At 62.6% G+C, this 12,079-nt stretch carries 11 protein-coding genes, 2 tRNA genes and 1 rRNA gene; 6 read left to right on the plus strand and 8 right to left on the minus strand.

What is annotated here, in order from left to right; all coding sequences use genetic code 11:
* Position 1 precedes the first annotated feature (1 nt).
* The gene (locus BLS50_RS13565) at positions 2-793 is read right to left on the minus strand and encodes an oxepin-CoA hydrolase, alternative type (RefSeq protein ID WP_074802412.1); all 792 of its coding nucleotides are present in this window, start codon (positions 791-793) and stop codon (positions 2-4) included.
* Positions 794-995: 202 nt separating this feature from the next.
* Here BLS50_RS13565 and BLS50_RS13570 point away from each other — a divergent pair, with 202 nt between their 5' ends.
* Entirely contained in the window at positions 996-1,652 is a 657-nt protein-coding gene (locus BLS50_RS13570; protein ID WP_074802413.1) for a glutathione S-transferase family protein, read from the plus strand.
* Positions 1,653-1,694: 42 nt separating this feature from the next.
* Here the strand turns inward: BLS50_RS13570 and BLS50_RS13575 are convergent, their stop codons facing one another.
* Entirely contained in the window at positions 1,695-2,867 is a 1,173-nt protein-coding gene (locus tag BLS50_RS13575; protein ID WP_074802414.1) for a pyridoxal phosphate-dependent aminotransferase, read from the minus strand.
* A gap of 27 nt (positions 2,868-2,894) precedes the next feature.
* Complete coding sequence (locus BLS50_RS13580) at positions 2,895-3,392, minus strand: putative toxin-antitoxin system toxin component, PIN family (RefSeq protein ID WP_054928005.1); 498 nt, start codon at positions 3,390-3,392, stop codon at positions 2,895-2,897.
* 57 nt (positions 3,393-3,449) lie between these two features.
* On the opposite strand from BLS50_RS13580, the gene yaaA reads away from it, so the two are divergent.
* Both yaaA and BLS50_RS13590 read left to right on the plus strand, forming a co-directional pair.
* Entirely contained in the window at positions 3,450-4,232 is a 783-nt protein-coding gene (gene yaaA, locus BLS50_RS13585) for a peroxide stress protein YaaA (RefSeq protein WP_074802415.1), read from the plus strand.
* 184 nt (positions 4,233-4,416) lie between these two features.
* Entirely contained in the window at positions 4,417-5,571 is a 1,155-nt protein-coding gene (locus BLS50_RS13590; protein WP_074802416.1) for a M14 family metallopeptidase, read from the plus strand.
* A gap of 83 nt (positions 5,572-5,654) precedes the next feature.
* Here the strand turns inward: BLS50_RS13590 and BLS50_RS13595 are convergent, their stop codons facing one another.
* The 5 genes from BLS50_RS13595 to BLS50_RS35925 all read right to left on the minus strand — a co-directional run bounded on the left by BLS50_RS13595 (position 5,655) and on the right by BLS50_RS35925 (position 9,835).
* The gene (locus BLS50_RS13595) at positions 5,655-6,311 is read right to left on the minus strand and encodes a BspC domain-containing protein (protein WP_011545802.1); all 657 of its coding nucleotides are present in this window, start codon (positions 6,309-6,311) and stop codon (positions 5,655-5,657) included.
* A gap of 139 nt (positions 6,312-6,450) precedes the next feature.
* Positions 6,451-7,125: an energy-coupling factor ABC transporter permease gene (locus BLS50_RS13600; RefSeq protein WP_011545801.1), complete on the minus strand. Its 675-nt coding sequence runs from the start codon at positions 7,123-7,125 to the stop codon at positions 6,451-6,453.
* A gap of 76 nt (positions 7,126-7,201) precedes the next feature.
* Positions 7,202-8,038: a response regulator transcription factor gene (locus BLS50_RS13605; RefSeq protein ID WP_012328890.1), complete on the minus strand. Its 837-nt coding sequence runs from the start codon at positions 8,036-8,038 to the stop codon at positions 7,202-7,204.
* A gap of 211 nt (positions 8,039-8,249) precedes the next feature.
* Positions 8,250-9,467 carry a DUF2863 family protein gene (locus BLS50_RS13610; protein WP_074802417.1) on the minus strand — a complete coding sequence of 406 codons (1,218 nt, stop codon included), beginning with the start codon at positions 9,465-9,467 and terminating at the stop codon, positions 8,250-8,252.
* 161 nt (positions 9,468-9,628) lie between these two features.
* Positions 9,629-9,835, minus strand: a complete 207-nt coding sequence (locus BLS50_RS35925) for a hypothetical protein (protein ID WP_176934158.1) — start codon at positions 9,833-9,835, stop codon at positions 9,629-9,631.
* A gap of 199 nt (positions 9,836-10,034) precedes the next feature.
* On the opposite strand from BLS50_RS35925, the gene BLS50_RS13615 reads away from it, so the two are divergent.
* The 3 genes from BLS50_RS13615 (at position 10,035) to BLS50_RS13625 (ending at position 11,825) form a co-directional block, all read left to right on the plus strand.
* Positions 10,035-11,567, plus strand: a 16S ribosomal RNA gene (locus BLS50_RS13615).
* Positions 11,568-11,630: 63 nt separating this feature from the next.
* A tRNA-Ile gene (locus tag BLS50_RS13620) sits at positions 11,631-11,707 on the plus strand.
* 42 nt (positions 11,708-11,749) lie between these two features.
* Positions 11,750-11,825, plus strand: a tRNA-Ala gene (locus BLS50_RS13625).
* Positions 11,826-12,079: the final 254 nt, after the last annotated feature.

A 12,079-nucleotide genomic window follows, 5' to 3' on the forward strand; every position in this document is an offset into this window, starting at 1 on the left:
ATCAGCGCTTGTAGCGCGGCTGACGCTTCTCGAGAAAAGCGGTGATGCCTTCGAGCCCGTCCGCATGATGCAGCGACGCGACGAAATGATCGCGCTCGGTGCCGAGGTGCGCGTCCAGCGGTTGCGCGGTCGCGTCGTCGAGCAGCGACTTGATGCGCGTGAGCGCATTAGGCGAGATGCCGGCGAGTGCTTCGGCCCAGGCCAGTGCGTCGCTCAATACGGTGCCTGGCGCGGCGAGCCGGTTGACGACGCCGAGCGCATGCAGGCGTTCGGCGGCGACCGGTTTGCCTTCGAACAGGATTTCGGCCGCGATCGCACGCGGCAGCGCGCGGGCGAGAAACCACGAGCCGCCGCCGTCGGGCGTCAGGCCGACGCGCGCATACGACATCACGAATTTCGCATCGTGTGCGGCGACGATCAGGTCACACGCGAGCGCGAGCGAGAAGCCCGCGCCGGCCGCGGCGCCTTCGACGGCCGCGATCACCGGTTTCGTCGATGCGCGGATCGCCGTGACCCATGCCGCGAGCTGATCGATGCTGTCGGCCTGGAAGGACGGATCCTTCGAGCGATTCTCGAGCAGCCGGTTCAGGTTGCCGCCGGCGCAGAAGAAGCGATCGGCGCCCGTCAGCACGACGGCGCGAATCGCCGGATCGCGCTCGGCGGTGGCGAGCGCTTCGATGCCCGCCGCGTACATGTCGGGATGCAGCGCGTTGCGCGCGCCAGGATTGGACAGCGTGAGGACGAGCGTCGATTCGCTCTCGGGCGGACGCGAGGCCAGCAGTTCAGCACTCATGCGAGCGTGTCTCCATCGGGTGGCGCGGCAGCGACGCCGCATATGTCGTGCGGGCGGCCAGAGCCGACGCCGCAGCGGATGTAATGTTGTCGTGACGAACGCAAAACTTGCTTTAGACTAGCACGAACGTGCTTTTCGGCGCGGTGAATCCCGATGCGGCCGGCGTCGATGCGGCCGCCCCTGAGCAAGGAAGGAGACTTCGATGTTACAGCTGTGCGGTATTCCGTTGTCCAACTACTACAACAAGGTGAAGTTCGTCCTGCTCGAACACGGCATTCCGTTCGAGGAAGCGGTGTGCGGTTTGCCGATCAGCGATCCGGCGCAGCTTGCCGATTCGCCGCTCGGCAAGATTCCGTTCCTGAAGACCGAAGAGGGGGCGCTGTTCGAGTCGCAGGCAATCATCGAATACCTGGCGGCGCGCTATCCCGAGAAAGGCATTTTCCCCACGAGCCCGTTCGCGGCGGCGAAAGTGCGCGAACTGGTCGAGACGCTCGAGCTGTATCTCGAATGGATGGCGCGCGAGGTGTACACGGAAGCGTTTTTCGGCGGCAAGGTCAGCGACGGGATGAAGGCGCACGTCGAGAAGCGCCTGCCCCGCGCGATCGATGCATTCAAGCAGATGACACGGTTTTCGCCGTATGTGCTCGGCGAGTCGTTCGGCCTCGCGGACATCGCCGCGTGGGTCCATCTGCCGGTCATCGGCATGGCGACGAAGGCCATATACGGGCGCGACTTCCTGCTCGATGCAGGCATCGACTGGAAGGCGCACGCCAAGATGGTGAGTGAACGCCCTGCCGCGCAACGCGTGGCGGCCGAGCGCAAGGCGTATGTCGAAGCGGCGAACGTCGCGCGTTCGTAAGCGCGGTTCCCGAAGGGCGGCGTGCGGCCGCCCGTGCGGGTCTTACAGGCGGGCGAGCCGTTCGAGCGCGGATGCGAGCGTGCTTTCCTGCTTCGCGAAGCAGAAGCGCACGACGCCCGATTCGTGCGGCGCGTGATAGAACGCCGAAACGGGAATGGCGGCCACGCCGATCTCCGACGTGAGCCACTTCGAGAATTCCGCTTCGGGCAGGTCGCTGATCGCCGAGTAATCGACGCACTGGAAGTACGTGCCCGTGCACGGCAGCAGCTTGAAGCGCGTGCGTTCGAGACCGGCCCGGAAGAAGTCGCGCTTGCGCTGATAGAAGCCTGCGAGCGACAGGTACGGCGACGGGTCCCGCAGGTAGTCGGCGAGCCCGATCTGCATCGGCGTGTTCACCGTGAACACGTTGAACTGGTGGACCTTGCGGAATTCCGCGGTCAGCGCGGCAGGCGCCGCGACGTAACCGACCTTCCAGCCCGTCACGTGATAGGTCTTGCCGAAGCTCGACACGATGAAGCTGCGTGCGGCGAGTTCCGGGTAGCGCGCGACGCTTTCGTGGCGTGCGCCGTCGTAGACCATGTGTTCGTAGACCTCGTCGGACAGGATCAGCACGTTGGTGCCGCGCACGATGTCCTCGAGCTTGCGCATGTCCGCCTCGCGCCACACGGTGCCCGTCGGGTTGTGCGGCGTGTTGATCAGGATCATCCGCGTTTTCGGCGTGATCGCGGCCGCGAGACGGTCGAACGGGATCGCGTAGTCGGGCGCCTCCAGCGTGACGAACACGGGCTTGCCGCCGGCGAGTTCGATCGACGGCAGGTAGCTGTCGTAGGTCGGCTCGACCACGATCACTTCGTCGCCCGGATGCACCGCGCACAGGATCGCCGTCAGCAGCGCCTGGGTCGCGCCGGCCGTCACGGTGATTTCGGTGCCCGGATCGTAGCGCCGGCCGTACACCTGCGCGATCTTGTCGGCGATCGCGTCGCGCAGCGGCGCGACGCCGGCCATCGGCGGGTACTGGTTGTGCCCGTTGCGCATCGCGGCGGCGACCGCATCGACGATGCGCGGATCGCAATCGAAATCCGGAAAGCCCTGGCCGAGGTTCACCGCCCCTTTTTCGGCGGCAAGCGCGCTCATGATCGTGAAGATCGTCGTGCCGACGTTCGGCAGGCGCGAGGGGAAAACGGGAGTCGTTGGCATATCTGAAGGAGCGTTCATCGATACGGTCGAATTCGGGTTGGGGCGTCAGGCCGGCGTCGCCGTGGCGGGCGGCGCGGCATCGAGTGCGCAGGCTTCGGCAAACGGCGCGGGTTGCGCGATTCGGAAACCGAAGTCGCGTGCGGTGCGTTTCGCGAGCTTCAGCAGCGCGCGGTCTTTCGACACGAGCCAATCGGCCTGCGCGGCGCGGGCGAGTTCGAGAAATTTCTGATCGTCGCGGTCCTTGCACTTCGGCAGCGGCGGCGCGTCGGCGTCGATGGGCGGCGGTTCGACGAGGCTCGCGAGCCGGGCGACCGTTGCGAGCGCGGCCGCCTTGTCGATCGCGCGCGACTGGAACTGCGGATAGTCGAGCACGTATTCGAGTTCGGTCAGGCAGCGGCCGTCGATCACGGCGGCCAGCGTGCCGTGCTCCAGCGCGGCACGGATCGGGCGCGTAGCGGGGTCGTCGAATACGAGAATGTCGATCCAGACGTTCGAGTCGAGCACGACGCGGTGTGCGGCATGCGGGGCGAGAGAGCGGGTCATTCGTTACAATCGGTGGTTTTCGTCTGACCGCAAGGCACGGCGTGCCAGCGAGCCTCTATGATAATCGTTCTCTCTCCCGCCAAATCCCTCGACTACGACACGCCCGCGCATGTCGAGTCTTACACGAAGCCTGCATTCGTCGACGACGCGTCGGAACTGATCGACGGCCTGCGCAAGCTGTCGCCGCAGGACATCGCCACGCTGATGGATATCTCCGATCCGCTCGCGCGCCTGAACTTCCAGCGCTACGCCGACTGGTCGCCGACCTTCACGCCGGCCAACGCGAAGCAGGCCGTGCTGGCGTTCGACGGCGACGTCTACGAAGGGTTCGACGCGAAATCGCTGTCGTCCACCGATCTCGACTATGCGCAGCAGCACGTGCGCGTGCTGTCGGGCCTGTACGGGCTGCTGCGCCCGCTCGATCTGCTGCAGCCGTATCGGCTCGAGATGGGCACGCGGTTCGCGAACGCGCGCGGCAAGGATCTGTATGCGTTCTGGGGCGACCGCATCACGCGGGCACTGAACGAGCAGCTCGAGACGCGCAGTGGCGCGGCGCGCGTGCTCGTCAACTGCGCGTCGAGCGAATACTTCAAGTCGGTCAAGCCGAAGCTGCTGGCCGCACCGGTCATCACGCCGGTATTCGAGGACTGGAAGGGCGGACGCTACAAGATCATCAGCTTCCATGCGAAACGCGCGCGTGGCCTGATGGCGCGTTTTGTCGTCGAGAACCGGATCACCGACCCGAATGCGCTGAAGGCATTCTCGACCGAAGGTTATGCGTTCGATGCAGCTGCGTCGAACGATTCGACGTACGTATATCGCCGGCGCGTCGGCGAGTGACCCTGCCGGCCGTTCACGAGACGGCCGGCGCTTATGAGGCCGGACAGGCGGTACACCGTCCGCTTCGGTCGCGAGCTTTGCATGAGACGGGTGTAAGCGCTAAAGCGCTAACTCCGGTCGACAGCTTTGCATGGGACTGGTGTAAGCGCTAAAGCGCTAACTCCGGTCGACAAAGGAGAGATAGATGGCCCTTTCGATCACCAGTAATTTCGACGCAGGCGCAATCGACGTCGTGTCGTGCGACAGCCCCGACGCGATCCGGCTGCGCGTGCGCGGCGACAATCGTTCGGAATTCGCGCAATGGTTTTACTACCGCTTGACGGGTGCGCGCGGCGAGCGATGCGTGATGACGTTCGAGAACGCAGCCGAATGCGCGTATCCGTCGGGCTGGCGCAACTACCACGCGGTGGCGAGCTACGACCGGGTCGACTGGTTCCGCGTGCCGACGACGTTCGACGGCAAGACGATGACCATCGACCATACGCCGGAGTTCGACAGCATCTACTACGCGTATTTCGAACCGTACTCGGAAGAGCGTCACGCGGCGTTTCTCGGTGCGGTCCAGCAGTTGCCGCAGGCGAGCGTCGTCGAGCTCGGCCGTACGGTCGAAGGCCGTCCGATATCGCTGCTGACGCTCGGCACGCCGGAAACCGATGGTGCGTCGAGGAAGAAAGTGTGGATCATCGCGCGTCAGCATCCGGGCGAATCGATGGCCGAGTGGTTCGTCGAAGGCCTGGTCAAGCGGCTGGCCGGATGGGGCGACTGGGCTGGCGATCCGGTTGCGCGCAAGCTCTACGATCGCGCGACGTTCTACATCGTCCCGAACATGAACCCGGACGGCAGCGTGCACGGTAACCTGCGCACCAATGCGGCCGGCGCGAACCTGAACCGCGAGTGGATGGCACCCGATGCCGAGCGCAGCCCCGAAGTGCTGGCCGTGCGCGATGCGATCCACGCGATCGGTTGCGACATGTTCTTCGACATTCACGGCGACGAGGATCTGCCGTACGTGTTCGTCGCCGGCTCGGAGATGCTGCCAAGCTTTACCGAGCAGCAGGGCAAGGAGCAGGCTGCGTTCATCGACGCGTTCAAGGTCGCAAGCCCCGACTTCCAGACCGAGCATGGCTACGCGGCGAGCAAGTACAAGGAAGATGCGCTGAAGCTCGCGTCGAAGTACATCGGCCACCAGTTCGGCTGTCTGTCGTTGACGCTCGAAATGCCGTTCAAGGACAACGCCAACCTGCCCGACGAGCGCGTCGGCTGGAACGGCGAGCGCAGCGCGGCGCTCGGCGCGGCGATGCTCGCCGCGATCCTGGTGCACATCGACACGTTCGGTTAAGCACGGCCGTCGTCGCATGAAAAAAGCCGGCGCATCTTGCGATGCGTCGGCTTTTTTGCTGCTGTCGTTGCCGCTCCGTCGTATCAGGACTTCTTCGCGGTTTTTTTCTTCACGGCTTTCTTCTGGCCACTTGATTTCTTCGTCGCGACGGCCTTCTTGCTGCCGGTGCGGCCCGATGCCTTCGCCTTGGCCTTGCCGCGATGCGACTTGCCCTTGAACTTCTTCGTCGAAGACGACGAGCGCTCGACGCGTGGCTTCAGCGGCGGAACCGGGTCGTTCCAGCTGAACGCGAGCATTTGCTGGCCGACGTAGCCGCAACGGAATTTCAGCGGCGTCGGATCGCTGCCGTTGCTGTGGATGCCGAGCCCGTCGACGGTGACGATGTTGTCGACCTTCACGCGCTGCTTGCCCTGGTCGAACGAGTCGTTCCACGGCGTGATCGTCGCGTTGCCGCTGTCGAATGCGTTCGGTGCGAAGTCGACGCGGTCGAACGCCGTCGACGTGCTGGCGATGAAGCTGCCGTGCGCCGCACAATCGGCGGCGAGCGGATCGGCATGCATCTCGTTGACGAATTTGTTGATCAGTTCGGAGCGCTGGTCGAGCAGGTCGGCGAATACCGGTGCGGGAAGCGCAAGCGACAGGCCCGCGATACAGGCTGCCAGCTTGCCGAGCGCCCGGAAAATCCGGAGCGAGGCAGGAGAGCTGTCCATCTGGTTATTGGTGAGGAGCGAAGGAGACATCGGGCACGTATAGATGCCCGATGAAGAACAGGAGTTCAATCTTAGCGTAAAAAAGTTGTGCGGCAGTAGGTGGCGTATTCGGCGCGCGCCGCGGAAGTACCGCCGGTACGCGTGTGCGCCGAGCCGATCAGGGGAAAATTCAGGCGCGCGGGCCGCCGAGGCGGTAGCGCCGGACGTCGAAGGTCGTGACCCACGCGGGGCGATAGACGGCGATGAGTGCCGTTGCCATGCCGGTGAACCATGCTTCGCCGAGCGCCAGCAGCGCGGTGTTCAGCAGATAGCCGGCCGGAATCACGACGGGCACGCCGTCGGCGAGTGCGAGCTGGACACCTGCCGCCGCGGCGGCGACCGCGACGATCGCGATGGCCGGCGACAGGAAGCCCTGCCCGGTGATGAACGAGGCGAGGTTATGCGGCAGCCAGGCGAGCGCGGCGCGTTGCAGCAGCGCCGACACGCCGACAGGCAGCGCACCGTAGATCAGATAGGTCAGGCCGATGCCTTGCCAGGGCGCGTCGAAGATGACCGCGGCAATCGCCGTGACGGCGCCCATCGCGACCAGCGCGAGTGTCCAGTCGAACAGCGTGACGAGCAGCGTTGCGCCAAGCAGATGCATGACGATGCCATCTTCGAGCCATGCGTTCGAGGCCCACAGGACCGTGATCGCGGTGACGAGCGCGAGCCACACGTGCTGAAGCGTGGCGTCTTGCAGGCGTACGAACGGGCGATTCCAGATCGCGAGCGCGAGCAGGGCCACGGCGGCGATCCAGCCACCGATGCCAACCCAGAGCGGAAGCGGTGTGAAAAGAAAACCCATGCGTCCATATTACTCGTTGAGCATCAAAGGTGGGAATCTGCACATGCCCGACCGTCGCAATATCGAGACTGTTTGCCTAGCGTCCGCGCCGGAACCGTGGCCGCGGCTCGGCGGCGAGCGGCAGGTCCTGCGTGCCGGCATGGGCGGTAGGCAACGGGTACGGACGGTCATGCCGTTGTGTACGCAGCGGAACCGGGCCGTGTTCGCCGATGGCCGGTTTGCGGGTGCGGTTACGGTTCGCCAGCAGCACCTCGAGATGGGGCGACAGCCAGCCGTTGTAGATCGCGACGGCGGCGGCGCGGTTTGCTGCGCCGAGCTGCTGGAAGATGCTCGCGAGGTGGATCTTCACGGTGCCTTCGCTGATGCCGAGCGTACGCGCGATCATCTTGTTCGTGCTGCCCATGTGGACGAACCGCATGATCTGCGCTTGCCGCGGCGACAGGAGGCCGCTCGGCGGGCGGCGGGGCAGCGAGCCGGCGAGCGTCTGGAAATGGGCATCCTGGCGTGCCGTCGTCGGGGCGGGCAGCAGGCTGAGGGCGATCGGCGGAATGTAGTGCCCGCCCAGCAGCACGATCTCGAGCGCACGTACGATCAGGTGCGGCCGCGTGGAATGCGGGATCACGCCCGCGACGCCGTAGTTGAAGAAGCGCTGGATGGCTTCGGGCGAGACTTCGTCGACCAGGACGGCGATCGGCGTCGGCGAGCACGCGTTGCCGAGTGCCTGGAGCTCGCTGAGCCGGCCCACGTCGAGCCAGTCGATCGCGACGAGGTCGAAACGCTGGGTGCGCAGTAGCCGGCGCGCCTGGAAACTGTCGGGCGCATCGTTGATGCTGGCGTGCCGGTCGATCTGCCGCAGCAGGGCCTTCAGTCCGTCACGCCGTTCGGCGTCTGAGTTAAGCACCAAGAACCGCATATTCAATCTCCGTAAGGTGAGTCATCGACTGCTATCGGGTATAAGCTGGTCCCGATAATGACAAAGACCTTACACGATGTCTGCTTGGCTGAAAGGCTTAGGAAAAGTTCGAAATTTTCGGCGATAGAGCATCGGACAAGAAAAAAAGCCGCTTCGGCAGGCACCGGAAGCGGCTTTTGGCGGGGCAGGCCGACGGGCCTGCGGGGACATGTCAGTGGAAGTGCGGCTGGGCGGGCGACGCGTCTTCCGGCATTTCCGCATGGACGATTTCGCCGAGCGGATCTGCGTAGAGCGGCACGCCGCAATCATCGCAGTATTCGGGTTCGAAACGGCCCGCGTGCCTGCGGACGTCGGTTATGCCGCATTCCTTCAGCAGGCTCACGATTTCTTCGAGCGGCCCTTCGATCGGCGCTTCGCCTTCGAGCGTCGCGCTGTCGGTCGATACGTCGCCGTTTTCACGGCCGTAGAGCGGCCACACGACACCGTAGATCACGTCGTTGCTGGCACGCCGCGTGAAGCCCACGCGATACTCGTCGATACGACGCTCGCCGAAGCCGGCGACCACCGCCCGCAACTCTTGCGGCGCCGCACCAAGTGTGTCGAATAGATAACGAATGGCCGTTCGGACGGTGTGCGGACGCACGCGTTCGTCTGCATCGCGACAGGCCGAGTAGTACGCGTCCGGAAGCAGGCATTCGAATTCGCATCCGGGCAGCGCGATCGACAGGTTCGGGCCGCCTTGTGCCGTCCACTGTTCAAGGCACTGGCCGCGCTCGATGCGGCTGCCGTTTTCTTCTTCCTGCCAGCGGAACAGCGGTGCGCCGGCCGGCGCGGCGACGACCGCCAGCAGGAAGCGCGGATCGGCCAGGATCGGCGAGGTTTCCGGCAGATCGCCGAAGCTCAGCTTCGGGGTGTGCTGGCCGATTGCCGCATGGGCGAGTTGCTGCGCAAGCCGGTAGGTTTCCACGTGGTGCCGCGGCAACTGGTCGATGCTGTAGAGGAACGGGGCGAGCCCGACGAGCGTGCCGTTCGCCAGGACGTGCGCCTGCAGATGCGTTCGCAGCGCGTCGGCCACGTCGCCCTTGAGCGGACCGGACGGAATCATGTAACGCGTCCAGGCGAGAACCGGGACGGCGACCAGCAGCGCATCGTACGGTTGACCGTCGTGCTCGATCACCATCGACTCGCTGTGCGTCTCGGCCATATCGGCGAGCGCGCCGTAGGCGTCGGGATGATTCTGCTGGAGATGGTCGAGCGCGGCGTCGAGCGTGGTCTGATTGCCGTTGCGGACAATCTTGGCGAGCAGCGCATCGAGCTTCGCTTCCCAGAAGCGATCCTCGATGCGGCTGCCCGACGCGAAGAGCGCAAGCGACAGACCGACCAGTTTGTCGGCATCGGGGGGGAGGCGTTTGGCGATTCGCTGGCGCATATTAAAGACGTATATAGAAAGAGGCGAAGAACCTCACATTCTAGTCCGTTCTTTGCACCATAAGCGGTCTCGTGCCTCAGGCATGGCCGGACGGCCGAATTGCGGCGTTTGTGAAAAAGTTGCGTCAAACCCCTTGCGCGATCGCCGGGGGATGCATAGAATCACGCCTCTTTCGCGCCAACGGAAACGCGGCGCGGGAGGAAGGGAAGCAGTGCTGTTGGGGTTCGGCGGTAGCGAGCCTTGACGGCACGGAAGTTGAGCCCCGCGGTCGCAACGAAGTCGTTCAGAAAGTTGTTGACGAGCTGCGAAACACGGTTCATAATCTCGCTTCTCTGCTGCTGAAAACGCAGCGCTGCTGAGGGGTTCAAGATTCCTCGCAGAAATGCTCTTTAAAAATTAACAGCCGATAAGTGTGGGCGCTTGATGAAAGCGAGCTGATCCTCGGATCAGATAGCGAAAGTATCAAGAGTCTCACACTAAAGTAAGTCAGGTTTATGAAGTGATTCATATTCCTGTCAGCTTTGAGTGAGCGACCGGTTCGAAAGAACCGAAAACAGTAACAGGTTTGAACTGAAGAGTTTGATCCTGGCTCAGATTGAACGCTGGCGGCATGCCTTACACATGCAAGTCGAACGGCAGCACGGGTGCTTGCACCTGGTGGCGAGTGGCGAACGGGTGAGTAATACATCGGAACATGTCCTGTAGTGGGGGATAGCCCGGCGAAAGCCGGATTAATACCGCATACGATCTACGGATGAAAGCGGGGGACCTTCGGGCCTCGCGCTATAGGGTTGGCCGATGGCTGATTAGCTAGTTGGTGGGGTAAAGGCCTACCAAGGCGACGATCAGTAGCTGGTCTGAGAGGACGACCAGCCACACTGGGACTGAGACACGGCCCAGACTCCTACGGGAGGCAGCAGTGGGGAATTTTGGACAATGGGCGAAAGCCTGATCCAGCAATGCCGCGTGTGTGAAGAAGGCCTTCGGGTTGTAAAGCACTTTTGTCCGGAAAGAAATCCTTGGCTCTAATACAGTCGGGGGATGACGGTACCGGAAGAATAAGCACCGGCTAACTACGTGCCAGCAGCCGCGGTAATACGTAGGGTGCGAGCGTTAATCGGAATTACTGGGCGTAAAGCGTGCGCAGGCGGTTTGCTAAGACCGATGTGAAATCCCCGGGCTCAACCTGGGAACTGCATTGGTGACTGGCAGGCTAGAGTATGGCAGAGGGGGGTAGAATTCCACGTGTAGCAGTGAAATGCGTAGAGATGTGGAGGAATACCGATGGCGAAGGCAGCCCCCTGGGCCAATACTGACGCTCATGCACGAAAGCGTGGGGAGCAAACAGGATTAGATACCCTGGTAGTCCACGCCCTAAACGATGTCAACTAGTTGTTGGGGATTCATTTCCTTAGTAACGTAGCTAACGCGTGAAGTTGACCGCCTGGGGAGTACGGTCGCAAGATTAAAACTCAAAGGAATTGACGGGGACCCGCACAAGCGGTGGATGATGTGGATTAATTCGATGCAACGCGAAAAACCTTACCTACCCTTGACATGGTCGGAATCCTGCTGAGAGGCGGGAGTGCTCGAAAGAGAACCGGCGCACAGGTGCTGCATGGCTGTCGTCAGCTCGTGTCGTGAGATGTTGGGTTAAGTCCCGCAACGAGCGCAACCCTTGTCCTTAGTTGCTACGCAAGAGCACTCTAAGGAGACTGCCGGTGACAAACCGGAGGAAGGTGGGGATGACGTCAAGTCCTCATGGCCCTTATGGGTAGGGCTTCACACGTCATACAATGGTCGGAACAGAGGGTTGCCAACCCGCGAGGGGGAGCTAATCCCAGAAAACCGATCGTAGTCCGGATTGCACTCTGCAACTCGAGTGCATGAAGCTGGAATCGCTAGTAATCGCGGATCAGCATGCCGCGGTGAATACGTTCCCGGGTCTTGTACACACCGCCCGTCACACCATGGGAGTGGGTTTTACCAGAAGTGGCTAGTCTAACCGCAAGGAGGACGGTCACCACGGTAGGATTCATGACTGGGGTGAAGTCGTAACAAGGTAGCCGTATCGGAAGGTGCGGCTGGATCACCTCCTTTCCAGAGCTTCTCGCACAAGTTGAGCGCTCACGCTTATCGGCTGTAAATTAAAGACAGACTCAGGGGTCTGTAGCTCAGTCGGTTAGAGCACCGTCTTGATAAGGCGGGGGTCGTTGGTTCGAATCCAACCAGACCCACCACCGTCTTGTGTGGCGGTACACACCTGAGGCAAATCTGTACATGGGGGCATAGCTCAGCTGGGAGAGCACCTGCTTTGCAAGCAGGGGGTCGTCGGTTCGATCCCGTCTGCCTCCACCAATCCTCAATGACAAACATTCGAATGATGATTGTTCGAGTCTTTGTCATTGGCGATTGAGCCAGTCAGAGGATATCAACAGATATCGGCTGTCGTTCTTTAACAATCTGGAAGAAGTAAGTAATTTGGATAGCGGAAGCGTCTCGAGATGGACGTGGAAGTTATCCGGGTTGTGATTGTATCGATGTATCTCAAGATGATTCGGGTCTACTCCCTTCGGGAGTGGGGCCTGCGTAAGCGCTAAAGCGCTAACGCC

The sequence above is a fragment of the Burkholderia orbicola genome (assembly GCF_900100915.1).
Classification (GTDB): Bacteria; Pseudomonadota; Gammaproteobacteria; order Burkholderiales; family Burkholderiaceae; genus Burkholderia; species Burkholderia orbicola.

Coding starts and splice junctions, on each gene's coding strand:
- BLS50_RS13565 (WP_074802412.1), bottom strand. CDS start 793: ATGAGTGCTGAACTGCTGGCCTCGCGTCCGCCCGAGAGCGAATCGACG.
- BLS50_RS13570 (WP_074802413.1), top strand. CDS start 996: ATGTTACAGCTGTGCGGTATTCCGTTGTCCAACTACTACAACAAGGTG.
- BLS50_RS13575 (WP_074802414.1), bottom strand. CDS start 2,867: ATGAACGCTCCTTCAGATATGCCAACGACTCCCGTTTTCCCCTCGCGC.
- BLS50_RS13580 (WP_054928005.1), bottom strand. CDS start 3,392: ATGACCCGCTCTCTCGCCCCGCATGCCGCACACCGCGTCGTGCTCGAC.
- yaaA (WP_074802415.1), top strand. CDS start 3,450: ATGATAATCGTTCTCTCTCCCGCCAAATCCCTCGACTACGACACGCCC.
- BLS50_RS13590 (WP_074802416.1), top strand. CDS start 4,417: ATGGCCCTTTCGATCACCAGTAATTTCGACGCAGGCGCAATCGACGTC.
- BLS50_RS13595 (WP_011545802.1), bottom strand. CDS start 6,311: ATGTCTCCTTCGCTCCTCACCAATAACCAGATGGACAGCTCTCCTGCC.
- BLS50_RS13600 (WP_011545801.1), bottom strand. CDS start 7,125: ATGGGTTTTCTTTTCACACCGCTTCCGCTCTGGGTTGGCATCGGTGGC.
- BLS50_RS13605 (WP_012328890.1), bottom strand. CDS start 8,038: ATGCGGTTCTTGGTGCTTAACTCAGACGCCGAACGGCGTGACGGACTG.
- BLS50_RS13610 (WP_074802417.1), bottom strand. CDS start 9,467: ATGCGCCAGCGAATCGCCAAACGCCTCCCCCCCGATGCCGACAAACTG.